This is a genomic window from Hyphomonadaceae bacterium ML37 (genome assembly GCA_027627685.1).
Lineage (GTDB): Bacteria > Pseudomonadota > Alphaproteobacteria > Caulobacterales > Maricaulaceae > Oceanicaulis.
Genome location: CP091241.1, coordinates 2,349,209 through 2,374,254 on the forward strand (window position 1 = coordinate 2,349,209; position 25,046 = coordinate 2,374,254).

General features: G+C 65.2%; 27 protein-coding genes and 2 tRNA genes. 10 read left to right on the plus strand and 19 right to left on the minus strand.

The genetic code is table 11. The annotated features are described in order from the left end of the window. Positions 1 to 4: 4 nt before the first annotated feature. The gene (locus L2D01_11570) at positions 5 to 211 is read right to left on the minus strand and encodes a hypothetical protein (protein WBQ09531.1); all 207 of its coding nucleotides are present in this window, start codon (positions 209 to 211) and stop codon (positions 5 to 7) included. A gap of 93 nt (positions 212 to 304) precedes the next feature. Between L2D01_11570 and purL the strand changes: the two genes are divergently transcribed. After that, positions 305 to 2,542 carry a phosphoribosylformylglycinamidine synthase subunit PurL gene (purL, locus tag L2D01_11575; protein WBQ09532.1) on the plus strand — a complete coding sequence of 746 codons (2,238 nt, stop codon included), beginning with the start codon at positions 305 to 307 and terminating at the stop codon, positions 2,540 to 2,542. 79 nt (positions 2,543 to 2,621) lie between these two features. Here purL and L2D01_11580 read toward each other — a convergent pair whose 3' ends face one another. Beyond that, positions 2,622 to 3,092, minus strand: a complete 471-nt coding sequence (locus L2D01_11580; protein ID WBQ09533.1) for a hypothetical protein — start codon at positions 3,090 to 3,092, stop codon at positions 2,622 to 2,624. A 204-nt stretch (positions 3,093 to 3,296) separates the two neighbouring features. Continuing rightward, positions 3,297 to 4,322 carry a M20/M25/M40 family metallo-hydrolase gene (locus tag L2D01_11585; protein WBQ09534.1) on the minus strand — a complete coding sequence of 342 codons (1,026 nt, stop codon included), beginning with the start codon at positions 4,320 to 4,322 and terminating at the stop codon, positions 3,297 to 3,299. A gap of 82 nt (positions 4,323 to 4,404) precedes the next feature. On the opposite strand from L2D01_11585, the gene L2D01_11590 reads away from it, so the two are divergent. Genes L2D01_11590 through L2D01_11605 form a run of 4 tightly spaced genes read left to right on the plus strand, consistent with a single transcriptional unit; the run spans position 4,405 to position 7,791 of the window. Beyond that, the gene (locus L2D01_11590) at positions 4,405 to 4,635 is read left to right on the plus strand and encodes a BolA family transcriptional regulator (protein ID WBQ11641.1); all 231 of its coding nucleotides are present in this window, start codon (positions 4,405 to 4,407) and stop codon (positions 4,633 to 4,635) included. A 33-nt stretch (positions 4,636 to 4,668) separates the two neighbouring features. Next, positions 4,669 to 5,001, plus strand: a complete 333-nt coding sequence (grxD, locus tag L2D01_11595) for a Grx4 family monothiol glutaredoxin (GenBank protein WBQ09535.1) — start codon at positions 4,669 to 4,671, stop codon at positions 4,999 to 5,001. 17 nt (positions 5,002 to 5,018) lie between these two features. Further along, positions 5,019 to 5,423, plus strand: coding sequence for a peptide-methionine (R)-S-oxide reductase MsrB (gene msrB, locus L2D01_11600; protein WBQ09536.1), 405 nt, complete (start codon positions 5,019 to 5,021; stop codon positions 5,421 to 5,423). Positions 5,424 to 5,475: 52 nt separating this feature from the next. Then, positions 5,476 to 7,791 (plus strand): S9 family peptidase, encoded by a 2,316-nt coding sequence (locus L2D01_11605; protein WBQ09537.1) that lies wholly within the window; start codon positions 5,476 to 5,478, stop codon positions 7,789 to 7,791. A gap of 83 nt (positions 7,792 to 7,874) precedes the next feature. Here the strand turns inward: L2D01_11605 and L2D01_11610 are convergent, their stop codons facing one another. From L2D01_11610 to L2D01_11650, 9 genes are all read right to left on the minus strand, one after another. Continuing rightward, the gene (locus tag L2D01_11610; GenBank protein ID WBQ09538.1) at positions 7,875 to 8,516 is read right to left on the minus strand and encodes an energy transducer TonB; all 642 of its coding nucleotides are present in this window, start codon (positions 8,514 to 8,516) and stop codon (positions 7,875 to 7,877) included. Between the two features lie 201 nt (positions 8,517 to 8,717). Beyond that, complete coding sequence (locus L2D01_11615; protein WBQ09539.1) at positions 8,718 to 10,259, minus strand: hypothetical protein; 1,542 nt, start codon at positions 10,257 to 10,259, stop codon at positions 8,718 to 8,720. A gap of 63 nt (positions 10,260 to 10,322) precedes the next feature. After that, entirely contained in the window at positions 10,323 to 10,940 is a 618-nt protein-coding gene (locus L2D01_11620; protein ID WBQ09540.1) for an energy transducer TonB, read from the minus strand. Positions 10,941 to 10,945: 5 nt separating this feature from the next. Continuing rightward, positions 10,946 to 11,356 carry a biopolymer transporter ExbD gene (locus L2D01_11625; protein ID WBQ09541.1) on the minus strand — a complete coding sequence of 137 codons (411 nt, stop codon included), beginning with the start codon at positions 11,354 to 11,356 and terminating at the stop codon, positions 10,946 to 10,948. A gap of 18 nt (positions 11,357 to 11,374) precedes the next feature. Further along, on the minus strand, positions 11,375 to 11,788 hold the full coding sequence (locus L2D01_11630) for a biopolymer transporter ExbD (GenBank protein ID WBQ09542.1): 414 nt from the start codon (positions 11,786 to 11,788) through the stop codon (positions 11,375 to 11,377). A gap of 3 nt (positions 11,789 to 11,791) precedes the next feature. Beyond that, positions 11,792 to 12,313, minus strand: a complete 522-nt coding sequence (locus L2D01_11635; protein ID WBQ09543.1) for a MotA/TolQ/ExbB proton channel family protein — start codon at positions 12,311 to 12,313, stop codon at positions 11,792 to 11,794. Positions 12,314 to 12,325: 12 nt separating this feature from the next. Beyond that, positions 12,326 to 13,723: a MotA/TolQ/ExbB proton channel family protein gene (locus L2D01_11640; GenBank protein ID WBQ09544.1), complete on the minus strand. Its 1,398-nt coding sequence runs from the start codon at positions 13,721 to 13,723 to the stop codon at positions 12,326 to 12,328. Between the two features lie 27 nt (positions 13,724 to 13,750). Next, complete coding sequence (locus L2D01_11645) at positions 13,751 to 14,494, minus strand: DUF3450 domain-containing protein (protein WBQ09545.1); 744 nt, start codon at positions 14,492 to 14,494, stop codon at positions 13,751 to 13,753. A gap of 476 nt (positions 14,495 to 14,970) precedes the next feature. Next, positions 14,971 to 15,045 (minus strand) — tRNA-Gln (locus tag L2D01_11650). A 165-nt stretch (positions 15,046 to 15,210) separates the two neighbouring features. Between L2D01_11650 and L2D01_11655 the strand changes: the two genes are divergently transcribed. The 3 genes from L2D01_11655 (at position 15,211) to L2D01_11665 (ending at position 17,927) form a co-directional block, all read left to right on the plus strand. Continuing rightward, a tRNA-Pro gene (locus L2D01_11655) sits at positions 15,211 to 15,287 on the plus strand. A gap of 187 nt (positions 15,288 to 15,474) precedes the next feature. Then, positions 15,475 to 17,283: a S49 family peptidase gene (locus L2D01_11660; GenBank protein WBQ09546.1), complete on the plus strand. Its 1,809-nt coding sequence runs from the start codon at positions 15,475 to 15,477 to the stop codon at positions 17,281 to 17,283. A gap of 317 nt (positions 17,284 to 17,600) precedes the next feature. After that, complete coding sequence (locus L2D01_11665; protein ID WBQ09547.1) at positions 17,601 to 17,927, plus strand: hypothetical protein; 327 nt, start codon at positions 17,601 to 17,603, stop codon at positions 17,925 to 17,927. 33 nt (positions 17,928 to 17,960) lie between these two features. Here L2D01_11665 and L2D01_11670 read toward each other — a convergent pair whose 3' ends face one another. The 7 genes from L2D01_11670 to L2D01_11700 form a co-directional block, all read right to left on the minus strand. Next, the gene (locus L2D01_11670) at positions 17,961 to 19,553 is read right to left on the minus strand and encodes a lysine--tRNA ligase (protein ID WBQ09548.1); all 1,593 of its coding nucleotides are present in this window, start codon (positions 19,551 to 19,553) and stop codon (positions 17,961 to 17,963) included. A 120-nt stretch (positions 19,554 to 19,673) separates the two neighbouring features. After that, entirely contained in the window at positions 19,674 to 20,405 is a 732-nt protein-coding gene (locus L2D01_11675) for a hypothetical protein (protein WBQ09549.1), read from the minus strand. Then, positions 20,350 to 20,547, minus strand: coding sequence for a helix-turn-helix transcriptional regulator (locus L2D01_11680; GenBank protein ID WBQ09550.1), 198 nt, complete (start codon positions 20,545 to 20,547; stop codon positions 20,350 to 20,352). The genes L2D01_11675 and L2D01_11680 overlap by 56 nt, the downstream gene beginning before the upstream one ends. Next, complete coding sequence (locus L2D01_11685) at positions 20,544 to 21,170, minus strand: hypothetical protein (protein ID WBQ09551.1); 627 nt, start codon at positions 21,168 to 21,170, stop codon at positions 20,544 to 20,546. Before L2D01_11685 ends, L2D01_11680 begins: the two co-directional genes overlap by 4 nt. Positions 21,171 to 21,248: 78 nt before the next feature. Then, the gene (locus tag L2D01_11690; GenBank protein ID WBQ09552.1) at positions 21,249 to 21,659 is read right to left on the minus strand and encodes a type IV secretion system protein; all 411 of its coding nucleotides are present in this window, start codon (positions 21,657 to 21,659) and stop codon (positions 21,249 to 21,251) included. Further along, a complete protein-coding gene (locus tag L2D01_11695) occupies positions 21,656 to 21,934 on the minus strand; it encodes a hypothetical protein (protein ID WBQ09553.1) in 279 nt (92 codons plus the stop codon). The genes L2D01_11690 and L2D01_11695 overlap by 4 nt, the downstream gene beginning before the upstream one ends. 132 nt (positions 21,935 to 22,066) lie before the next feature. After that, a complete protein-coding gene (locus L2D01_11700) occupies positions 22,067 to 22,702 on the minus strand; it encodes a peroxiredoxin (GenBank protein WBQ09554.1) in 636 nt (211 codons plus the stop codon). A 130-nt stretch (positions 22,703 to 22,832) separates the two neighbouring features. On the opposite strand from L2D01_11700, the gene L2D01_11705 reads away from it, so the two are divergent. Beyond that, complete coding sequence (locus L2D01_11705) at positions 22,833 to 23,333, plus strand: histidine phosphatase family protein (GenBank protein ID WBQ09555.1); 501 nt, start codon at positions 22,833 to 22,835, stop codon at positions 23,331 to 23,333. Between the two features lie 57 nt (positions 23,334 to 23,390). Further along, complete coding sequence (locus L2D01_11710) at positions 23,391 to 25,016, plus strand: glycosyltransferase (GenBank protein ID WBQ09556.1); 1,626 nt, start codon at positions 23,391 to 23,393, stop codon at positions 25,014 to 25,016. Positions 25,017 to 25,046: the final 30 nt, after the last annotated feature.

The window sequence follows — 25,046 nt, forward strand, 5'->3', positions numbered from 1 at the left end:
TCTCCTAGAAACCGTCTTTGGGGATGGCGAGATCGCGCAACATCTTGTGCAGCAGGCCGGCGCCGATCTCGCCCGACTTCACGGTGGTGGGCCGTCCGCCGACGCGGATCAGCTGGTCGCCGCCCTTGCCCCGCTCCGGAGACACCTCGAACGGCAAGCCGTGAGCGCGGGCATAAGTGCGTGCACGCCGGATGAATTCCTTTCCGTTCATGCATCGACTGAAGCACAGTTTAGCGTCAGACGCGAAAAGATCAATAGTGTGCGCACAAAACTGTGCGCAACTCAGGCAGCCGGGTAAAAGCTCATGACCGACACAAACCGCTACGCCCCCGGAATCACGCCGGAGATCGCGCTCGATCACGTCACGGCGGATGAGTATGAGATCATCTTGCGTGAGCTGGGACGGGCGCCGAACCTCGTCGAGCTGGGGATTTTCTCGGTGATGTGGTCGGAGCACTGCTCGTACAAGTCGAGCCGGGTGCATCTGGCGAAATTCCCCACCAAGGGCGAGCGGGTGATCTTCGGCCCCGGCGAAAACGCCGGCGTGATCGATATCGGCGACGGCCAGGCAGCCATCTTCAAGATGGAGAGCCACAACCACCCCAGCTTTATCGAGCCCTATCAGGGCGCAGCCACAGGCGTAGGCGGGATCTTGCGCGACGTGTTCACCATGGGCGCACGCCCGGTGGCGCTGATGAACGCCCTGCGTTTTGGCGACCCCAAACACCCCAAAACCCGCCAGCTGGTGGCCGGTGTCGCAGCGGGTATTGGCGGCTACGGCAATTGCGTGGGCGTGCCCACGGTCGGCGGCGAGACCAATTTCGACAAGGGCTATAACGGCAATATCCTGGTCAACGCCATGGCGGTGGGAATCGCCGACACGGACAAGATTTTCACCGCCGCCGCGCGCGAATCCGGCTTCCCCGTGCTCTATGTGGGCGCCAAGACCGGACGCGACGGCATCCATGGCGCGACAATGGCCAGCGCCGAGTTCGGCGAGGGTTCTGAAGAAAAACGCCCCACCGTCCAGGTCGGTGATCCCTTCACCGAGAAAAAGCTGATCGAGGCATGCCTGGAGCTGATGGCCGAGGACGCGATCAGCTCGATCCAGGACATGGGCGCGGCGGGCCTGACCTCCTCCAGCGTGGAGATGGCCTCGCGCGGCGGGCTTGGCATCGAGCTTGATCTCGACCACGTGCCCCAGCGCGAAACCGGCATGACCGCCTATGAGATGATGCTGTCGGAATCCCAGGAACGCATGCTGATGATCGTGAAACCCGGCCGCGAGCATGTGGCCGAGGCGATTTTCCGCAAATGGGATCTGGACGTAGCCACGATCGGCGTGATCGCGCCTCATGGACGCCTGGTGCTGCGCCATAAGGGCGAGGTGGTGTGCGACCTGCCGCTCGATCCGATCGGTGAGAAGGCGCCCAAGTATGAGCGCCCCTGGTTCCCCGCCGAAGCGCGCGCCAGCATCGACGCCAAGACGCTGCGCGCGCCCGAACATATGGGCGAGGCCCTGCTGGCGCTCATGGGCTCGCCGGACATGGCGTCCAAGCGCTGGATCTGGAGCCAGTATGACCGCCACGTGATGGCCGACACCGCAGCCAGCTCCGAAGACCCGGCGGACGCGGCCATCGTGCGCGTGCACGGTACGAACAAGGCGCTGGCCATCACCACGGACTGCACGCCGCGCTATTGCGCCGCCGACCCGTTTGAGGGCGGCAAGCAAGCCGTGGCGGAAGTCTGGCGCAACCTCACCGCCGTGGGCGCCGATCCCATCGCCATCACGGACTGCCTGAATTTCGGCAATCCCGAGCGGCCTGAAATCATGGGTCAGTTCGTGGGCTGCGTGGAAGGCATGGCCGAAGCCTGCCGCGTCCTCGCCTTCCCGGTCGTGTCGGGCAATGTCTCGCTCTACAACGAGACCGACGGCAAGGCGATCCCGCCCACACCGGCTGTGGGCGGCGTGGGGCTGCTGCCGGACGTGACCGTGCGCGCGGGCTTTGGCGGCATGAAGGATGGCGATGTGGTGCTGCTGGTGGGCGACACCCACGGCGCGCTCGGCGCCTCGCTCTATATGCGCCATATTGAGGAGCGCGAGGACGGCGCCCCGCCGCGCGTGGACCTGGCCGCAGAAAAACGCCACGGCGATTTCGTCCGCGCCGAAATTCGCGCCCGGCGCGCGACGGTCGTCCACGACATTTCCGACGGCGGCCTCGCCTGCGCCGCTGCGGAAATGGCGATGGCGTCCGGCGTGGGGATCAAGCTGGCTTACTCAGGCGCCCTGCCCGCCTTCGCCTGGATGTTCGGCGAGGATCAGGGGCGCTATCTCATCGCCGCCGACGCCGCCACGGCGGAAACCATCCGCGCCAATGCTCTGACCGCAGGCGTGCCGGTCAGCGTGGTGGGTCTGGCGGGCGGTCGCCATGTGTCGATCAACGGAACCCACAGCATCGATCTCATCGCGCTCAAACAGGCCCATGAAAACTGGATGCCCCGCTTGATGGCCGGCGAGCCCACGGCGATCGCCGCCGAATAGGCTCTCAGGTCGTCGCCAGAACGAAAAAGGCCGGAGCCCCGAAGCTCCGGCCTTTTCAATTCATCGTATTCAGCCGGCGTTAGTTGGTGCAGGCGGCCAGGGCCAGATTGGCCTGCACGGCGGTCTCGCCGCCCGCCAGTTCACCGGCGCGGGCAAAGTCCGTGCGCGCGCCCGCCTGATCGCCGGCCAGCCACAGGGCCGCGCCGCGATTGGTGTGGGCTTCCCACGATCCGCCCGTGCGCTCGGCGGCGTCGTTGCATGCATCCGCCGCGCCTTCGCTGCCCTGATTGGCCAGCGCCGCGCACAGATTGACCGCAGCGGCGGCCTTGTTGCGGCTGGTGGTGCCGGAGTTGATCGCGGAGCGGGCGAAGTGCTCGGCGGTCGCCCAGTCGCTGCGCTCGATACGGCTGGCCGAGGCGCGCACATTGGCGTTGGCGGTGGATACGCTGACGAAGGCCGGCGCGGCCGAGCAATCCTGGGCCTGCACGGCGGGGATCGCGGTGAGGCTCAATGCGGCGCCAGCGAACAGCACACGGACGAGAGCGGTCATGGGGAGGTCTCCTGGTTTATGTGGGCCAATCCCGGCCCTGACAATTTGTCCAAGCAAATTAGTACGCTCACCCCCGCTTGAAAAGTGAACAGTGTTCATTTTTGTGTGAATTTCCTGTAATGCTGCGAAATATTGCGCCGCATCAAAGGCTTGGCCGGGCGCTTGCGCGCCCGGCCAGTTTTCGTTCAGCCATGAGGCGACAGGCTACTTGGCAGGTTCGGCGCGCGCCCGCCGGATGTCCGCCAGTTCGCTCAGCATCGCGTCAGCGCGGACGGCGACATCGACCGCTGTGTCCACCACGCCCAGATAGAAGTCCGGCATGATGATGTCGAACGTGTCATTGACCGTGTGATAATAAGGATGGTCCTCCACCCCCAGATACAGGAAGGGAATGCCCTGCAGGTGGAAGGCGGCGTGGTCGGACAGCATGGTCCAGTCATCGCGCCGGTTCTCGGTGGGCCTGTCATAGCCGGCCAGCAGCTCTACCGCAGACTCCGACGCCGCCGCCTCGATCAACCCGACCAGTTCGGGCGTGTGGTAGGAGCCGACCGCAAACAGGCGCCCGGTATCGCTATAGCCCAGCATGTCGAGATTGAGATTGAAGGCGATCTCGCCAATGCCGTCCGGCCGGTTGGCCACGAAGTGACGCGCCCCGTCCAGCCCGCCTTCTTCCGCGTCGAGCGCGACGATCACCACATTATGGCGCGGCGGATTGGCGAGGAAATGCTCTGCCACCGCCAGCAGGCCGCCGACGCCGGACGCATTGTCATCGGCGCCGTTGAAAATCTCGCCCTGCTCATTCATGCCGATATGGTCGTAGTGGGCGGTGACCACCATGGCGATGGACGGGTCCTCGCCCTCGATCACGCCGATCAGATTGATGCCGGGAATATCCGCGGTCAGGTTGTCGCGTTCGCGCAGGTCCATCGGGCGCGCCACGGCGAAGGCCTGCTCATAGCCGCCCTCGGCCGGCGCCAGCCCGATCGCCTCAAAGCGCGACAGCACATAGGCGCGCGCCCGCGCGCCGCCCTCAGAGCCGACCATCCGGCCTTCCATGTCGTCAGCTGCCAGGATGCACACATCGCGCAAGGGCTGGGCTGCAACGCCGTCGCAAGCGCCGGGCGCTGCGGCTGTGGCCGGCGCAGCATTGTCTTGGGAGGCCTGCGGTGAACAGGCGGCGAGCAGCATCGCCGCAGACGCAGCGGCGAAGAACAGGCGATTGGTCAGCATTTTCATCATACCCCATGGCGAAGCGCGCCCGCGCGCTCATATACTAGGGGTCAAGCTTTACGCCATGCCGGAGCGCCACGCCATGCCCATGCCCGCCGATGACATCGCCAATCTGATCCGCGAAGGCGTGCCGGGCGCGCAGGTGGAGATCATCGATCTGGCCGGCGACGGCGATCACTACAAGGCGGTGGTCGTGGCCGAGGCGTTTCGCGGCCTGCCCCGCGTACGCCAGCACCAGCTGGTCTATAAAGCCCTGCAAGGGCGCATGGGCGGCGAGCTGCATGCTCTCGCCCTTGAAACCCGTGCGCCGTAGATTTTCCTGCCGCCTCCATAAAGGACATCATCCATGACCGACCCCGCCACGCTCGACTCCATCCGCCAGACCGTCCAGTCCAACGACATCGTCCTGTTCATGAAGGGCGATCCCATGTTTCCCCAGTGCGGCTTCTCCTCCGTGGTGGCGCGCGTGCTTGACCATCTCAAGGTCGAATACGCCTCGGTGAACGTGCTTGAAGACATGAATGTGCGCGAGGGCATCAAGGCCTATTCCGACTGGCCCACCATCCCGCAGCTCTATGTGAAGGGTGAGTTCGTCGGCGGCTGCGATATCATCAAGGAGATGTTCGAGGCGGGCGAGCTGCAGGCTCTGCTGAAAGAGAAGGGCCTGATCGCCGCTTGAGCGTGAAGGATACCGCCATGGCCCGCCTGTCCAAAGACGAGATCGCCCGCCTGCGCGCTGACCTGCCGCCGGAGGTCGACGTGATCGCCTTCCATGAAGGCACCGAACCGCCGGGCTGCAGCCCGCTGAACGCGGAAAAGCGCGACGGAATCTATCACTGCGCGGTGTGCGGCGAGGCGCTGTTCTCCAGCGCCGCCAAATACGAATCGGGCAGCGGCTGGCCCAGCTTCTTCGCGCCGCTATCGGCAGAGGCCGTCGGCACGAAGCGCGACTTCAAGCTGATCCTGCCGCGCACAGAGTTCCATTGCGCCAATTGCGGCGCCCATGGCGGGCATGTGTTCAATGACGGCCCGCCGCCCACCGGTCAGCGCTGGTGCGCGAACGGACGGGTGCTGGACTTTCGACCGGCGCCGGAGGAGTAATACGCCTTCGCCATTGCCTTGAGGGAGCCGGGTCCGCCCGGGCGCATTGCTCATGTTCACATCATTTGTCCGACTGGTCGCGCCACTCGCCGGCGCCGCCATGATCCTTGCCGCCTGCCAGGATGCGCCTGACGCGCCTGAACCGGAGACCCGAGCCGATATGGATGCATCCCAGACCGCCGCGCCGAGCCTTCTGGCGCGCGCCCTTGAACTGTCCGCTCCCGACGACGAGCAGCGCCCGTTCACCATCGAACAGCTGGGCCGCACGCGCGTGGATGAATACGCCTGGATGCGCGACGATAACTGGCAGCAGGTGATGCGTGATCCGTCGGTGCTGCAGGCCGATATCCGCACCCATCTGGAAGCAGAGAACGCGTATTACTCCGACGTAATGGCCCCTACCGCCGCGCTGCAGCAGCGCCTGTACGCCGAGATGCGCGGGCGCATCAAGGAAGACGATTCCTCCTCGCCCGAGCGTGATGGCGACTGGTTCTACTACAGCCGTTACCGCGAAGGCGGGCAGTATCCGGTCTATGTGCGCCGCGCCGCCGGCCCTGATGGCGAAATGACCGGCGAAGAGCAGATCGTGTTCGACGGCGACGCCGAAGCCGAAGGCATCGACTACTTCCAGCTGGGCGCGGTGGACCACTCCCCGGACCATCGCTGGCTTGCCTATGCAGTGGACACCGCCGGATCGGAATTCTACCAGCTGCGAATCCGCAATTTGGAGACCGGCGAGGACATCGCCACCCTCACTGATGAGAGCTATGGCTCGCTGGAATGGGCCAATGACTCGCGCACGCTGTACTGGGTCTGGCGCGACGAGAATAACCGCCCGCGCCGCGTCTATCGCCAGACCATCGACAGCGAGACGCGTGAGCTGATCTACGAGGAATCCGATCCGGGCTATTTCCTGGGCGTCGGCAAGACCGACGGCAATTCCTGGATCATCCTGTCGGCCAATGACCACACCACGTCCGAGCTGCGCCTGTTTGACGCCAATGATCCGGCCGCCGAGCCGCTTCTGGTGTCGCAGCGCGAGACCGGCGTGGAATACTCGCTGACCGAAGCCGGCGGGCGGATGTTCGTGCTGACCAATCAGGACGGCGCGGTCGACTTCAAGATCATGTCCGCCCCGCTGGATGACCCGCGCCGGGAGAACTGGAGCGACTTCATCGATCATCGCCCGGGTGTGCTGGTCACCAGCCTGATCGGCTATCAGGACTGGCTGGTGCGCCTGGAGCGCGCCGACGCCCTGCCCCGCCTGGTCGTGCGCCGTTTCGCCGATGACGCCGAGCACGAGATCGCGTTTGACGAGGAAGCCTATGCGCTGGGCGCCTGGGGCGGCTACGAGTACGCGGTCGACCGGCTGCGCTTCTCCTACGAGAGCCCGTCTACGCCCACCGAAATCTATGACTATGACATGGCCAGCCGCGAGCGGACCCTGATCAAGCGTCAGGAAATCCCGTCGGGCCACAATGCCGACGATTATGTCGTGCGCCGCCTGATGGCCACGGCGCGCGACGGCGAACAGGTCCCGGTGACCCTGCTTTATCGCGAAGGCACGCCGCTGGACGGTACGGCGCCGGTGCTCCTGTACGGTTATGGCTCCTACGGGATCACCATTCCGGCCAGCTTCTCCACCTCGCGCCTGTCGCTGGTGGATCGCGGCATGATCTACGCCATCGCCCATATCCGCGGCGGCATGGCCAAGGGGTATCAGTGGTATCTCGACGGCAAGCTGGACAAGAAGGAAAACACCTTCAACGACTTCGTCGACGCCAGCCAGATGCTGATCGATGAGGGCTATACCCGGGCCGGCTCCATCGTCGCCTATGGCGGTTCGGCCGGCGGCCTGCTGGTGGGCGCGGCGATCAACCAGGCGCCGGAGATGTTCGCCGGCGGCATCGCGGCGGTGCCGTTCGTGGACGTGCTCAACACGATGAGCGATCCGTCCCTGCCGTTGACCCCGCCCGAATGGCCCGAATGGGGCAATCCCATCGAGGACGAGGCGGCCTATGACTACATCCTGTCCTACAGCCCCTATGACCGCGTCAGCGCCCAGGCCTATCCGCACGTTCTGGCCACGGCGGGGCTGACCGATCCGCGCGTCACCTACTGGGAGCCGGCCAAGTGGATCGCGCGCCTGCGCGCCACGCGCACCGATGACGGCCTGACCCTCATGCGCACCAATATGGGCGCGGGCCATGGCGGCGCTTCGGGCCGGTTTGATTCCCTGCTGGAGCGCGCCGAGGAGTTCGCCTTCGCGCTGATGGTGGTGGGTCTGGCCGACGCCGAGGCGGCGGAAGCGGCGGCGGAAGCGGGCGCCGCGGCGCCAGCCGAAGACGACGCCAATACCGGCGGCTAAGCCCGCTTCGCCATAAGAACAGGACGGGCGGGTTCCACATCGGAACCCGCCCGTTTTGTATGCGCCGTCCGGATCAGGCCGGACTATTCGAGACGGTAGTCAAGCTGGGTCTGAACGCCGCGCCGCACAATGTCGCCGCCCGGGCGGCCGACCTCCATGGCGTGGGTCCAGCGCGAAACCGCCGCCAGGCTGGCGCGCGCAAACCCGTCACTGTCACAGGCGAGCACCTGAAGATTGGCGGTGCGGCCGGAGGCGAGAATGTCGTACTGGATCGTGCAGGCCCCCTCGATGCCGCGCGACAATTCCCGCTGCGGATAGACCGGCTCGACCCGGTCGGTCAGCTGCGGAATGGTGAATGTGACCACGGGCGCCGTGATCACTGCGGCCGTGTATTCGATGGGCGGCGGCCCCAGCGTGATCGGCTCTACGCCGGGGGCGGTCTGGGTGTCCCGGCGGATGGACGGATGCGGCGGCGGCGGCTCCACAGGCGCGATCTCCTGCGGCGGATCGCGGACGGGATCACGGTCGGCGATATCGAATGAGATATCGATCTGGGGCGTCGGAGTCGCGTCCGGCGCTGGCGCCGCATCGTCGTGGATCAGCGCCACCATCAACAGGAACAAGCCTGCCGTGATGATCACGGCCAGAGCAGCGGAAACCAGAATGCGAAACAGGCCTGCCGGAGACGTCGAGTGTCCGGCGGCGGCTGGCGATAGCGTGGTCATCAGCATTCTCCCTTGCCTTTGGGGGCAGGCCCGCCGCCCGCCCGCGACCAGCCAGAAGAATTATACGCGTTCAGGGCGAATTCGTGGCGAATCCACCCGCCTCGATTGCTGCGCCGCACAATCAAGCACCGGAACGACAAGACCCCGCGGCGTGGCCGCGGGGTCTGTCATGTCAGTCACAGTCCTGGTCTGGCGGCGGCTCTAGCCGGCGGCGGCAGCCGAGCGAGCTTCGACTTCCTCGCGGAAAGCCGCAGCGTCCTCGTCGTTCATGCCCGGCTCACGGATCTGTTCGCCGAAGATATTGAAGTAGCGTTGGCAACGCTCCGGGATGGAGGAGAAGCGCACGCGTCCGTCGTCGCCCACAGAGCCGGTCAGCACGAGCGAGCGGCGTTCGGCGTCCAGAGTCAGCCGGCATTCGTCGATGGCGACTTGCTCGCGCTGGCGCGCCCGATTGGCCTCGCCTTCGATCTGGCTGTTGATGAACCGGATCCAGCCATCGGCGTTGCGGCGGCTGCTGGGGTAACGGGCCGCTTCGCGATAGGCCGCGATGGCCGGCTGGATGCGTTCCTGCTGGTAGCGCACGCTGCCCAGCAGCTCCCAGGCGCGGCCGGTTTCGGTGCTGGACAGTCCGCCCGCATCCAGCGCGGCGGACAACGTCTGCTCGGTCTGCGGCCATTGACGCATCTGGAAGCGCGCCTCGGCGATCTTCAGGGCGGTTTCACCGCTCGGACGCACGCGGTTGAGCTGTTCCAGCGGCGCGATGGACCGCTCGAATTCGTCAGCCTGACGCCACATATTGCTCAGAAGCGTGAGGTGCCGCTCGGTGGGCTGCACCCGGCCGGCATTGATCTCACGTTCGAGGATGGCCGCCCCGCGATACGGGTTCCGGAAGTGGCTATAGTACGCCACCATCCCGACGATCTCGCCTTCCTCTTCCAGCAAGCCGTTCAGATACATCAGGCGGGCCGTTTCGAACGAGTTTTCTTCCTGGTCGAGGCGGGCATAGAGCGCGCGCAAATTTTGCCAGGAGCGGCGCGACCCAGGGAATGCATTCAGCATTTCTCGCACGACCCGCAGCTCGTCTGACGTGCGATCAAGCTGATTGTAATAGTATTGCATCAGGTTGTAGTCGGCTTCAGACTTGCTTCGATTGTTCGTATAAAAGAACTCAGCGTAGCGCAGACCGTCCTGGAAACGCTCCGCTTGCACATAGGCTTGGGCCATAAGGCGGGCCAGCGGCACCGTAAGTTCGGCTCCCCCGGAAATCGCCATCTCCAGCTGCTGAATGCCCTCATTGATGCGCTCATTGACGATCATGATCTGACCGACCTGAGTTCTGATCGTCACGATCTCGTCAGGGACAAGCGCGCCTGTGGCGATGGCGGCAAGAAAGTCATCGATCGTGCGGCGGGCGTCATCCACCTGATAGTAGGCCGACCCCCGGATACGCAGGACGATGGACCGCTCATAGGGCGTCATTTCACGCGACATGAGTGCCGTCAGAATCTCGATGGTTTGACGCGGTTGCTCCGCGTCCAGCGCCTCACGGGCGCGAATGACCTGCTCGCCGATCTCGGAACTCATCTGCCGGTTGGCTGACGGATCCTCCTCCCCCTGCTCCTGGTTCCGGTTGCGCTGCGCGTCCGCTGGCGCGACAGAGGCGAGGGCCAGTACAGCCGCCGCAGCAAACATGCCGAACGCCGACAGCGCTTGCATCGGCAGGGAACGGGCATCGTGCATCATGGTCGTTCTCCTCGAATAGAGCAGGTCGCGGCTGAAACGGAGCCGCGCCAACGTCGTTCCGGCCTACTCGCCAATATTGTACACCAAAGTCGTCTGCACGCCCCGGCGCCAGACCGCGTTGCCACCTTCGATCCTCGGTTCATATCGCCACCGCTCGACAGCGCGGACCGTGGCGCTCTGGAACAAAGTGCTGGTGCAGTTAAGGATGTTGATGTTCGTCGGATTGCCATCCGGCGTCACATCAAATTGAACAGTGCACTGGCCTTCAAGGCCCCGCTCTGCGGCGCGCGGCGGGTATTGCGGTTCGATGCGCACCAGCGGTTGGGCGTCACGATCGGAGACGTCGAAATTAACCTGGTCGCCGGTCAGATTGGGCGCATCAAAGTCCGGTAGAGCGCCCATCGTTGTGCGCATATCCTCGCTGGGCGCGTCAGCGGCTTGGCGGGGAATCTGCGGCGGCGGAGGCGGCGGTTCGGCCTGCTGCACGTCATCGAGGGTCAGGTCACGCTGGCGCACCTGAATGTCCTCCGCCACGTCAGAAATGGTGATCCGCAGTTCTTCGGCCTCGTCATCCAACGGCGTTTCGTCCTGGAAAATAAGGATCTGCATCAACGTGAACAAAAGAAACGTGATGACCGCAGCGACCGGAACGCCAATCAACAACCTGAACAAGCTTGCCATGGCTTTTAGAACCCCTGCTCATCAGTGGACACGGTGACGGGAATGCTCATCTCGATCAGCAATTGCTGCAAATCGAGCACGGTCCCCGCCGGCGCGCCCAGATCGCCCTGGATCATCGCTTCAGCGCGCGGATTCTCGCTGCGCAGCTGCTCGATCTGGGGACGGACTTCAGCGAGCTCATAGACACGCCGATTGATCCAGATTTCGCCCCCGGCATTGACAGCGATCAGCATCGTGGGCCGTTCACGATCCTGCGTGGTGGTTTCCGGGCGCTCGACCTCAATGCCCGGCTCTTTCACGAACACGGCGGTGACGATGAAGAAGATCAACAAGATGAACACCACGTCGAGCATCGGCGTCATGTTCAGTTCGACGTCTTCGTCATCCTGGCGGACGCGGCTTTGTCGGCGAGCCATACTCTTCCTCCTGCCGGATCAGTTGCCAGCGTCCGAACCCGCAGCACGCGAGATCGACACCGGAATATTGTTGGCCCGCATTTCGTCCCAGATCATCACCATGGTCCCGTGACGGGCGTCATCGGCGACCTCGATCAGGACGGCTGACTGCGGCTGCTCGGCCCGAAGCCGCGAAACGGCGGCCAGAACGCGGAATTCACTGGTGGATTCCTGGTTCACGAACACACGGTTCTGATTGTCCAGCTGAACAAGGATCACCGGATTGTCCGAGGCAGGCTCATCACTGGGCGGCGGCGGGCGCATGTCCACGCCTTCTTCCTGGAGGAAGGTGGCGGTCACGATGAAAAAGATGAGCAGGATGAACACGATATCCAGCATCGGTGTCATATCGATGTCGGAATTGTCGGCGCTCCTGTTTTTTCTGCGTCGCATGTGTCAGTCCACCTCAAGCTCGTCGGCCAGCTCGTGCACCCGCTGCTTGGCCATGCGCTCGATCTGACTCGAGAACATAAGACCCGACAGCGCGGCGACCATGCCGGCCATGGTCGGGATTGTGGCCCGGGCCACGCCCGACGACATCGCACGGGCGTCCGAGGAGCCCAGGATCGCCATGACGTCGAACACCGACACCATGCCGGTCACCGTGCCCAGCAGGCCGAACAGGGGAGCCACCGCGACCAGGGTCTTGATGAGCTCCACGTTCTGGTCGGCCTTTTGCTTGACCTCGCTGATCAGCTGATCGCGGATCGCCAGGGCCTGCCAGGACGTGTGCTCGGCGCGGGCGCCCCATTCACGGAGCACCCGGTTGCGGACGCCCTTGTGAGCAAAGCTGAAATAGGCCAGCCGCTCCAGAATGAACGCCCACATGATGAACGTCAGGGCCATGATCCAGTTCAGGACCGGTCCGCCCCGTTCCAGAAACATCTGGAGATTATTGAAGGCGGTGATGGGATCCATGGGTCTGTTCCTCTAGCCCGCGGACTTCTCTTCGGCGTGGCGCGCGATGATGCCAGCCGCCTGCTCTTCCAGCGTGCTCTGCGCACCGCGAGCGAAGCTCGCCGCAAAGGAGTGGATGAACAGGAGCGGGATCGCCGCGATCAGACCCATAACCGTGGTCACGAGCGCCTCGGAAATACCGCCTGCCATGATCTTCGGATCGCCGGTGCCGAACAGGGTGATCTGCGTAAACGTGCGGATCATGCCGGTCACGGTGCCCAGCAGGCCCAGCAGAGGCGCAACGGCGGCTGACAGCTTGAGGAAGTTCAGGCCGAACTCCAGTTTCGGCGTCTCGCGCAGGATCGCTTCGTCGATCTTGAGCTCGATCGTGCCGACCGGCCGGTCCTTGACCTCTTCATAAGCCAGCATGATGCGGCCCAGCGGGTTGGACGAGGAGGCCGTGGAGCGGCGCTTCTGCGCGTTGATCGCAGAGTTAACGCCCAGCAGCACGAACAGGCGGAATATCCCGAATGCGGCTGAGAAGACCAGCAGCGCCAGAATGATCTTGGCGACCAGGCCGCCCTGTTCGAAGCGCTGCGTCAGCGACGGCACTTCCAGGTAGACGCGCAGCAGACCGCCGCGGGACGGATCCACCGGACCGCCGACGATTTCGCCCGGCTCGGCGCTGATCAGCGCGCTGGCGGCGCCCATGAGGCGGCCCGGCGGCTGGGTGCTGAGCTCGGTCAGGCGGTAGCCGGCGGTGCGGCTGGTCGGCTCGGCCTGCCACTGAACGAATTTGGCGCCGCCGCGGTCCACCATGGCGATGAACGGACCGACGCGGGTGACCGGGAGCGGTTGGCCGTCATTCTGGCCGATAACGCGGGCGTTATAGGTCACAACCTCGCCCTGGGCGCGCATCTCGGAGAGCTGGGCCTGCCAGATCTGGTCAAGTTCGCGGCGATCGGGAAGCGTGCGCGACTCGGCCAGCTCGGTCAGCGGCTCGTGCCGGCGGGGGTATTGAGACGACACCAGCGACCCTTCGATGAGGGCGGCGACTTCGCCGGCCGCCTGACGCGCGGCGCCGAACAGTTCGCCGTATTCACCCTGAGCCGCGCGCAGCTCGGCATCCAGCTCCGCGATGGCGACGCTGTTGGCTTCGAACTGGACCCGGCCTTGCTCCGCCTGGGCCTGCAGGGCCGACAGCGTGCCCTGGGCCTGGCGCAGAAGCGCGGATTGCTCATCACGGCGCTGGCGGAACTCTTGCAAGCGGCGCTGGTTCTCGGCCGCGGCGTCACGCGAGTCGGCGCGCACCCGGTCAAGCAGTTCCTGAATGGAGCGAACAGGCTCGCGCTCCTGTGCGGCCAAAGCCGGGGCGGCGAGCACGCCGGCCCCGATCGAGACGGCTGCGATCATGCTGATCAGTTTTTTCATGGCGGTAAGTCTCCCGTCTCTTTCCAGTTAGCGCGCGTCGGTCGGGCCAGGCAGAGGCGCGACGAACACCTCCGGCGTGGTCACTTCGCGCGCAATGCGGAAGGCGCGCTCCACGTCGACAGCCATGCTGCCGGGGACCGGGCGCCATTCACGATTGTCCTGAGTCAGGATCTCAAGATTGTTGCCGATCTCGCGGATGAGCGCGACGCGGCCGATCTGGAGAACGGCGGCCTCTTGCGGGACGCCGTCGACTTCCACTTCTTCGCTGAAGGCGCGAAGCGAGCGGCCATAGCCCATCTCGATCTCGTACGCGTTGAGCAGAAGGCGGTAGCGCTCAGCGGCGGAAATGTTCGAGTCGCCCAGAGCGGTCTGGATATTGTCCAGGCGCAGCTGACGGTCGGACATCTGGAAGGGCAGGTCCTGGTTGATGAACTCTTCGAGAGCCACATACATGTCCAGAAGCATGGGGGCGAGGTCGACCTCGATCGAACCGACCCGCTCAAGCTGGGTGCGAAGCGCATTCAGCTCGTTTTCCTGAGACAGCAGGAAGACCCGCTGTTGCTCCAGGAAGATGCGTTGCGATTCGATCTGTTCGCGCGCCGCCAGATACTGGCGTTCGGCGTTGTCGGCCGCATCAGCGATCTGAGTGATCTGCTCCTGGGCCTGCGCGCCTTCCTGGGTGGACTGACGCGCGACCCGAAGCGCCTCGTCCAGCTGGGCGTACGCGCCGCCAGCCGTGACGAGCGCCGCTGCGCTCGCAATCATACCCATGCGGATTGCCTTAAAAGTCTTGGACATTTCTCGCCTCACAGTAGCCGGCGCGAACGGTTGCCCGCGCGCTTCCGTTTCCCTCGCTTCAGTGCGCTCCGGCGGACCATCTTGAAAATGGCTCCCCCCGCGATGCGGCGCGCACCGTGCTCATTCAGCCTTTCGGCCACAAAAATATCTTGGGGACATAATGCTCGTCATCATCCCCTCAGTCCGGCAGCGTTGACCGCTGTCTTGTCTCGTGTGACGCGACGCTAGCACCGGCCGCGCGCATCAATCAACCTGTCTGACAGCAATCATCTTGCCGCCGAGCAGTCCGTGCGAGGGGTTTTAAGGCGCAAGCATTGCCGATTTACGACATACCTGCGCCCGACTTGATCCTACGCTAGCACAGCACGGGGCATGCAGGAACCCGCTACGTGGCGAATGCAGCCCGTGCAGCGCGCACACGCGCCATCGGCCTTGCTGATGAAAGAAATTGGCTGGGGCGCCAGGATTCGAACCTGGGAATGGCGGTACCAAAAACCGCTGCCTTACCACTTGGCCACGCCCCAATACCCTGCCGATCCGGCGACGGGCCGCGCTAGATAGCCCGCCTTTCAGGCCGATGCAACGTCCTGCGCTGCAACACGCCGATGGCATTCGAAACGTCCTGCAATCACCCTGCCTCAGGGTCATTGCCACCTCTTGCGGCTTTGTCTATACACCGCGCCTCTGATCGGAGCATAGCTCAGCCTGGTAGAGCACCGTCTTCGGGAGGCGGGGGTCGCAGGTTCAAATCCTGCTGCTCCGACCAGCCCTTCTCCCGACCGCATCGGCCTTGCCCGCCCCACCGGGGCCACAGGTTTCGTCACCCGTTTGCAACGCCCGCGCTTGATAATCACTCCCACAGGGGCCGCACGGCTCGACCCGGGCCCGCCCCCGCCCTAGCTTTCCTGTCGCTGCGCTCTTCGTGCGGCAGGTTGCAGGGGCGGGAAAAGATCATGAAGCATTTCTGGATGTCGCTGTTCGGGTCAATCGCCGGCGTTCTGATCGGCGTCGTGCTGATTGGCGTCTTCCTCGTCCTCATGGTGTCCGGCCTGATCGCGTCCGCCGTGCAGAGCGCCCAGACCGGGGCCGACCGCTCCCTGCCCGCCAGCGGCATCGTGCTGGAGCTCGATCTGCGCCTGCCACGCATGGATCAGCCGTCCCGTTCGCCGTTTGCGTTCTCCCAGCCTCTGGCGTTGATTGATCTGGTGGATGCGCTCGAGCGCGCTGGCGGCGACAGCCGCGTGTCCGGCTTGTTTGTGCGCGCCAATGAATTCGCCATGAGCCCCGGCCAGGCCGAGGAGATTCGCAGCGCCCTCAACGCGTTCAACCGCACGGGTAAATTCGTCGTGATTCATGCGCAGGGCTTTGAAGGCGCGGGCGTGATGAATTATTTCGCCGTGGCCGGAACAGGCGAGCTGTGGCTGCAGCCCACCTCCAGCTTCTCTGCGACGGGCCTGGCCAGCGAGACCCTGTTTCTGGGCGGGCTGTTTGAACAGTTCAGCGCCCGGGCCGAATTCGTTCAGCTCTACGAGTACAAGAACGCCGCTGACATCTATACCCAGACCGGCTTCACCGACGCCCATCGCGAGGCGACGCTGTCGCTGCTGGGCGATCTTTACGAGACCGCGATCACAGGCCTGGCCCGCGACCGCAATCAGTCGCCGGATGTCGTGCGCGGCCTGATCGAGGCCGGTCCCTACACAGCCCTGAGAGCGCATGAGGTGGGACTGGTCAACCGGATCGGCCAGGTCTTTGACGCCCGCGAAGCGGCCCGCAACCAGGTTGCCGGAACCGCCCGCTTCATGCCCGTTGAAACCTATGCCCGCACGCCTCAGCGCCCGGCGGGCGGCCAGCAGAACCGGCCGGTCATCGCGCTGGTGACCGGACAGGGCGCCATCGTCTCCGGGGACCCCTCTGCCGGCTTTGGCGGCGAAGAGGTGATCGGATCAGACCGGATGGCGGGCGCCATCGATGCCGCCGCCCGTGACAGCTCCGTGCGCGCCATTGTGCTGCGCCTCGACACGCCGGGCGGATCCGCCACCGCGTCGGACCAGATCTGGGATGCGGTCATGCGCGCGCGGAGAAGCGGCAAGCCGGTGATTGTGTCCATGGGCAGCGTCGCGGCTTCAGGCGGCTACTATATTGCTGCGCCGGCCGACCTGATCGTCGCCAACGCCGCCACGCTCACAGGTTCAATCGGCATGCTGGGCGGCAAGATCGTTATTGACGGCGCCCTGCAACGCATCGGTCTCAATCTTGAACCGCTCGCTGTGGGCGGCGAATATGCGCTGGCCAATTCATCGGCCACGCCCTGGACCGACAGCCAGCGTGCGTCCTACGAACGCCTGGCCGAGCAAATCTACGAGGACTTCACCACCAAGGTGGCCGAGGGCCGCGACCTGCCCATGGCGCGGGTGCAGGAAATTGCGCGCGGGCGCGTCTGGACCGGCGCTCAGGCCATAGAGCTGGGTCTGGTGGACCGGCTGGGCGGGCTTCAGGACGCCATCGCCGCCGCGCGTGAACTGGCCGGGCTGGAGGCGGGCGAGCCGGTGCGCCTGCGCCGCTTCCCTGCCGAACCGACACCGCTTGAGGCTTTCCAGCAGCTGTTCGGGATGAGCGCAGACGGAATCCGCGCGCTGGCGCGCCTGGATGCGGTCCTGTCCCTGCCCGAAGTGCGCGCCGCGCTTGAGGCGCGTGAGCGCCCTGCGGGAGCACAACTGACCGCCCCGGACGCCGAAGCACTGGCGCGCGAGCCGGGATAACCGCCCACAGCCCGAGTTTTCCACAGGATGCAGGCGCAGCGCCGCGTGGTGAGCGCGCTTAGCTGATCTGAGACCAGATTTCAGGCCGCAGACCCAAGCTGGCGCGGCGAAAAAGTGCAGTTTTTCAACGCCACATCCGCGTTGAAACGCACTCAATACCCCCCCTAAATTACTGAATTGCTTTGCCTAAAATGCTCTGCGCTCATGCATGCAGCATCCTCTTTCACTCCGTATTCGGATCGGTTACAGTTTTGTGACTTTACCGTGACGGACTGATGACATCCGTCGATACCGTCCGGACTTTGATGGAGAGTGCGATGATCAAATCCCTGATTGGCGCGGCCGCTCTGGCGCTGGCCGCAGGCGCCGCTACCCATGCGGACCCGTTCGAGTTTGAGCTGGACCGGGCCAGCCTCACCAGTCCGGCTGCCATCGAGCGCGCCTATGAGGCGCTGGTTCAGTCGGTGAACGCCTATTGCGCACAGGTCCCGCTGGGCGAGCAGACGCGGGTGGCCCAGGACGAGCAGCGCGCCCGGTGTGAGGACCAGTTGATGGCGGTGTCGATCGAGCAGATTGACCACAGCGCGCTTGGCGCCCTGCACCAGACACGCCGCGGCGCCGCGACGCTGGTAGCCGGTTCCTGACCGGACCCTATGCAGACATGAGGCCGGATCCCGTCAGGATCCGGCCAGCCTGCCCGCCAGCCCGGCCTCGATCAGTCCAATGGTTTCGGGCAGGCCGTAGAGCGCCGCCAGCCCGCCAAAGCGCGGTCCCTGGGATTGTCCCAGCAGCACTTCGTAGAGCGCCTGGAACCAGTCGCGCAGATTCTCGAAGCCTGCATCCTTGCCCGCCGCATAGACCTCGGTCTGGATCAGCTCGGCGTCTGTCTCGGCCGGGTCCAGCGCGCGCAGGCGCACGATCAGGCCCTCCATGGCCGCGCGTTCGGCGTCGCTGGGCGCACGGTAGACCTTGGTGGCTTTGACCCGGTCCTCATAAAAGCGCAGCGCATAGTCCACGAGCCGGTCCAGGAAGGGCTCGCGCGCCGGGTCGGCCTCGGGCGCATAGCGCGAGATGAATCCCCACACCTGCTCGCGCGTGCGGGCATTGGCGGCTGAAACCAGATTGAGCATCAGCGCAAAACTGATCTGCGCGCCCACCGCCGGCGGAGCGCCGGCATGGATGTGCCAGGCGGGATTCTCCACCTGCTGCTCCGGCGTCTGGCCCGGATAGGCCGCCAGATGCTGGCGGTACTCGTCCACCGCCTTGGGGATCACGTCGAAATACAGCTTCTTGGCCGTGCGCGGCTTCTGGAACATGTACAGCGCCAGGCTTTCCTGGGGCGCATAGGCCAGCCACTCCTCCACAGACAGGCCATTGCCCTTGGTCTTGGAGATTTTCTCGCCCTGCTCGTCCAGGAACAGCTCATAGACATATTGAACCGGCGGCTCCACGCCCAGAATACGGCAGATCTTCGAATAGATCGGCGCATTGGCCTGATGGTCCTTGCCGAACATTTCAAAATCCACGCCCAGCGCGGCCCAGCGCATGCCGAAATCGGGCTTCCACTGCAGCTTGGCGTTCCCGCCCGTCACCGGCAGGGTCACATCCGTCCCGTCCTCATCCTCGAACGTGATCGTACCCGCCTTGGCGTCGATGGCCTTCATGGGCACGTAGAGCACCCGGCCCGTGCTGGGCGAGATGGGCAAGAAGGGCGAATAGGTCTCCTGACGCTCCGCCCCCAGGGTGGGCAGCATCACTTTCATGATGTCGTCGAACCGCTCCAGCGCGCGCAAGAGCACGCCGTCGAACGCGCCGGACCGGTATTGCTCGGTGGCTGAATAGAACTCGTAGGAAAAGCCGAACCCGTCCAGAAACGCGCGCAGGCGCGCATTATTGTGCTGCGCAAAGCCCTCATGGGTGCCGAACGGGTCGGGCACATCGGTCAGGGGCTTGCCCAGATGCGCCTCCAGCATGGCCGTATTGGGCACATTGCCGGGGATTTTGCGCATCCCGTCCATATCGTCGGAGAACGCGATCAGGCGCGTCGGATAGGCGTCTTGGGTCAACACCCGAAACGCATGCTGCACCATGGCGGTGCGCGCCACTTCGCCGAACGTGCCGATATGCGGCAGGCCCGACGGGCCGTAGCCCGTCTCGAAAATCACCGCTCCGCCGGTCATGCCGAAGCGCTCGACCCGTTTGAGCACCGCGCGCGCCTGTTCGAACGGCCAGGCCTTGGCGTCGGCGGCGAGCGCGGCGAGATTGGTCATCGCTTGTATCTGTATCCTGACGTGCGAGGGAATTAGGCAGGGCAAGTAAAACCGTGAAGGGATTTGGTCAACAGCTGGCCCGGTCCAACGCACCGCTTTGACGGACGAGGGCCCGCAGGGTCAATGGCCCACCCACGCCAAGGCTCCCAGCTCCGTGCCGCGCGCCTTCATGTACCCGGTGAAATCACCCGCCTGGCCCGCCGCGCGCCAGGCCTCGAGACCGGCCAAAAGGGTGTCACAGAGGTCCAGGAACTGGTCCGCCTGGAGGGTCAGGCGCGGGTCCGCGAGCCGTCGGCAGAGCGTTCTGATCGACACCATGGCGGCGCGCACCTCTGTCTCGGCTTCGGACAAGGTCCCGCGCTCAATAGTATGGAAGGCATCGGATACCCGGCGCAATTGATCCATGATCCTGCCGCGCAGAGCCGCCGGATGCGTTGGATCACGCTCCAGTGCCTCGACGTAGAGATCAGGATTCCATTCAAAGCCGGCTCTGAACACAAGCGGGTCTGCTGCCTTCGGATCTACAGCCTCCCAACGCCGGCACAAGCGGCTGGCAGCCATCGTGACAGGATAGGGGACAAGCCCCGGCAATTCGCCGAACTGGCGCCACCCCTCATGCAGGGCGCGCACAAGCTCCTGCGCCCGCGCCCCGTCAGCCTCATCCAAGCCGGCAGCAAAGCGCTCGCTTGCCTCGCGGGCCGCAGTCTTCACGCCTGAGCGCTTGTAGCGCAGATACTCAGCCAGCGCCTCGAAGCCCGGTCTGACGGCGAACCAGGCTTCTGCCTGGCGGGAAAGATTATCCTGGTTCTTCATCAAATATCGCTTCGATGGGCTGTTCGAACACACGCGCAATCTTGAACGCCAGCGGCAAGGACGGGTCATACTTGCCGTTCTCGATCGAGATGATGGTCTGGCGCGACACGTCCAGGAGCTCGGCCAGATGGGCCTGGCTCCATCCACGCTCGGCGCGCAGGGTCTTCAAATGGTTGTTCATGAGAACCGCCGCGTCACCACCAGCCCCGCCACCGCGTAGAACACCGCAAACGCCGGGAACAGAAACACGGACGGGAAATCTGGCAGACCGGCATGCATCGCCACCAGCCCCCAGACGGTGGCCAGCACCAGCGTGGCGCCTGCGCCGATGGCCGTCGCGATGGTCTGCATCCGGCGCACCATCTCGTCGCTTTCCACGATGAGATAGATGAACGCCACCAGCCATCCGCCGAGCATGCCGATGGGCAGGCTCTGCAGGGCGCCCTTTATGATCCCGGACAGGCCGGGCGCATGATGAACGGACACCTGAACGGCGACGACATACAGAAGCACCAGGGCGATCTGGAACGGGATCATGCGCAGGGTACGCATCTCTGTCCGTGCCGGGCGGGCGGCGTTGGCGGCGGTGATCGCCATGTGGTTCTCCCGAATCCACACGAAGAACAGTCCCACCGCGCCACCCCCCAGAATGGCGATCATGATCCAGTCTTCACCCTCAGCCAGGGCGAAGGCGAAGGCGACGAAAAAGCCGATGAAGGCGAACAGCAGGATCAGTGCGATCGTGCCGCTGGCCCGGAGGGGGTGCAAACGCCTGGCGTTCGCCGCGTCGGAATTGGAGGTCATATCAGGCCTCTCCATGGATGTCGGTTACGCCCGCTCGCCGCCTGTCAAAACCGGGGCGCAGCGTCACGGGACGGGTTTTCATGCGTATTGGCGGCTGAGCGCAAAGAGCGAGCCATAATAGCCCGCCACTGCGAACATGACCGTCAATGCCGGCTCGAGCGGACCCCACTGCAACACCATCGCCACCAGCGCCAGCGCCGTGATGATCATCACCGCTCCGCCGCATCCGATGGCCAGCGCCATCATGTGAATGCGCTGCTGAAGCTCGTCGAGGGCGCGCATGAGCACGACAAATTCATAGACCCCGAACGCGAGCCCGGCCACCAGCAGTCCGCCGACGATCACCGGCCAGACGCCGCCTTCGGGCGTCAGCCAGGCCAGGGCGAGCACGCTGATCATCGCGATCGTCAGCGTCCCCATGGAGCGCCAGATATAGCGCCGGCGTGCGGCCGGCGGGGCGGTTTGGGTTTCCGGTACCAGATTGATCATGCCCGCCGCTCCGCCGCCTCGGCGTCACCGGGCTTCGCCTGCTTGGAAAACAGGCGCACCAGCCAGTGACGGTTGGCGACAGCCGACCAGCCCAGAAGGAAGAGGACGAGCCAGAAGGCTGCTTCGGTGGCGAGCGCGGCGATGATCACGCCGATCACGAAAATGCTGCGCGGCGCATCCAGGAAATAGGCGGCCCCGACCCCGGCCCAGGCTGTGACGACCGCAGCGCCGGCGATTGCGGCCAGCGTGACTCGAAGTGTGTTCATACGCGCCATGACGGATCTCCTTTGTAAAGCGTCCTTGACCTTGTGACGCAAAGGACCCTTTACGTCAAGCACCCTTTACCAAAAAAATACACCGGCCCCTTTCGGGGCCGGTGCTGAAATCGCATCAGTATGTTGAAATCGTTATTTGTTTGGCTGCGGCGTGGTGCGCAGATAGGGCTTGATCTTGGTATAGCCCTTGGGGAAAAGCTTGTCGGCGTCGGCGTCCGACAGGCTGGGCACCACGATCACGTCCTCGCCATCGGTCCAGTTCACGGGCGTCGCCACCTTGTAGCCGTCGGTCAACTGCAGCGAATCGAGCAGGCGCAGCACCTCGTTGAAATTCCGGCCGGCGCTGGGCGGATAGGTGAAGGTGGCGCGGATCTTCTTGTTCGGGTCGATCACATAGACCGCACGCACGGTCAGCTTGGGATCGGCCTTTGGGTGGATCATCTGATACAGCGCGGACACCTTGCGCTCCGGGTCGGAGATGATCGGGAAGTTCATCGTGACGCCTTGCGTCTCTTCAATGTCCCCGATCCAGGCCTTGTGGTCCGCCACGCTGTCCACCGACAGGGCGATGGCCTTGGCGTTGCGCTTGGCGAATTCGTCTTTCAGCTTGGCGGTGAAGCCGAGCTCGGTGGTGCACACCGGCGTGAAATCAGCGGGGTGGGAAAAGAAGATCACCCATTTATCGCCAATCCAGTCGTGAAACCGGATCGGACCGTCCTGGGTCTCGGCGTCGAAATCAGGGGCGATATCGCCCAGCAAAAGGCTCATGGCATTTCCTCCGTCAGAGTGTTTGCGGCCAGCGGCGAACACCGGGTAACGTGTGCATCCGCCGGGCGCCACACAAGAGGCCTCCGGGCCGGATTTAGAAATACTCACCCTTGGCCCTGGAAAAGCGACCATGCCTCACCTCATCCTCGTGCGTCACGCCAAAGCCGTTGAACGGATGGAGGCGGAGGACGATTTCGAGCGCGGCCTGACCGATCGGGGCCGTGCTGACGCCGCGCGCGCCGGCCAGGCCCTGGCCGAGGCCGGGCTGACGGCGGACCATGCTTTGGTCAGCCCGTCACGCCGCACCCGCGAGACCTGGGCCGTCATCGGCGAGACGCTGGGCGCCCCGCCCGTGTCTGATCCCATGGCGCTCTACCATGCCTCGGCCTCCATGCTGGAGCGCGCCGTGCTCGATGCGCTCGATGGCGGCGCACGCTCGGTCGTGGTGGTCGGGCATAATCCGGGCATTGGCGGCTTCGCCCATACCCTAGCGGCTCAGGCCGCCGGCGGACGGCGCATGCCGCCGGGCTGGCCGACCAGCGCCGCGGCCGGCTTCGAGGTCGCGCCGGGCCTCAAAGGTCTTGACGCCGTCGCCCTGACCTTCGCCTTCGACCCCAAAGCCGAGACCTGATTCGCGTTTCAGGCGTATTTATGCTTTCCTGTTCGCCTCTTTGGGGCGGGCGGGGCCATGGACGGGTCACAGCCAGACATCCAGATGCGGCAGGTTTCGCCGGATCGGGCGCGGCGGCGCGAGCGCGGGCCGTGCGCCCGCCGCGCCGCATTCGCCCTGTTGGAAAGCCAGCCTGTGGCGAGCGCCGGCGCGCGCCTGCACCCTCCGCTGGCGCTCTGGGCCGGGCCGGCCGCGTTCCTCGCCGGGGTGACGGCGCTGGCGCCTGCACTGGCATTGAGCGCGGCGCTCACCCTGGCTTTCGCCTTCGTGCTCGCCATCACCGCCCTGCGGCTGGCCGCCAGCGTCTCGCCGCCATGCTGGAGCCCGCGCACGCCGGTCGCACAAGCCCGCCTGCCGGTGATCAGCGTCATCCTCGCCCTGCATAACGAGGCCGAGGTGATGCCCGGCCTCATCGCCGCCCTCTCCCGGCTCGACTATCCGGCTGACCGCCTCGACATCCTGCTCGCCCTGGAAGCACACGACCACGCCACCCGCGCCGCCGCCAAGGCGGCCAGCCGCCGGATCGGCGCCCGCGTGCTGGTCGCCCCGCCGTGCGGGCCCACCACCAAGCCGCGGGCGCTGAACTATGCGCTGCAGGCCGCGCGCGGCGCACTCATCGCTGTGTATGACGCCGAGGACGCCCCCCATGCCGGGCAGCTGCGCGCGGCGGCCGAGGCGTTTGCGGCGGACCCGGAGCTCGGCGTCGTGCAGGCGCCGCTGGGCTGGTACAATGCGAACGACAACTGGCTGACGCGCCAGTTCGCGCTGGAATACGCGGCGCAGTTTCACGCCCTCCTCCCTCTCTACCGCAGCCTCGGATGGCCCCTGCCGCTGGGCGGCACCAGCAATGTCTTCAGGCGCACCGCGCTGGAGGCCTGCGGCGGCTGGGATCCGTTCAATGTGACAGAGGACGCTGATCTCGGCTTTCGCCTGGCCGCCCATGGCTGGCGCGCAGGGCTGATCGAGCCGGGCACGCTGGAAGAAGCGCCGGTGACGCGCGCGGCCTGGACCGGTCAGCGCTCGCGCTGGCTGAAAGGCCATCTCATCACCTGGCTGGTGCAGATGCGCCAGGCGCGCCGCCTTTGGGACGCCGCCGGTCCGGGCGCGCTGGTCTGCCTGCAGCTGACGATGCTGGCCAATGCGCTGAGCGCGCTGATGTTTCCAATCGGGCTGGCGATGATCGCGGGCGCGCTCATTCTGGCGGGCGCGGGCTGGACCGGCGGCCTGCCGGGCGCTGCGGCAGGGCTGGCGGCGCTGGGATGCGCCATCGCGTGCGCGCGAACCGGCGCACGGCGCGCAGGCTTCACGCCGCGCTGGCGCGATCTCATCGCCCTGCCCGTCTACTGGTTATTGCAGGCGCCCGCCATGGCGCGGGCCTTGCGCGAGCTTCCCGCCCGCCCCTATTTGTGGGTCAAGACCCGCCACGGGGTCTCCACCGCGCGCCGCGAGGGACCGGATGACAATCGCCCAGACGCTGCTCGCCATCGGCCTGACCGCAGCGGCGTTCGCCTATTGCGCCTGGCGCAGCGGACGGCCCAGCAATCCGCTCAAACCGCGCATGATCCCGTGGATGATGGTCACAATCCTCGCCGGCGCCGGCTTCCTGTTCCTGCTCGCCCATCTGTTCGGCCATTTCGGCCTTGAGACCGGCGGCGGGCTGAGACGGCTTTAAGG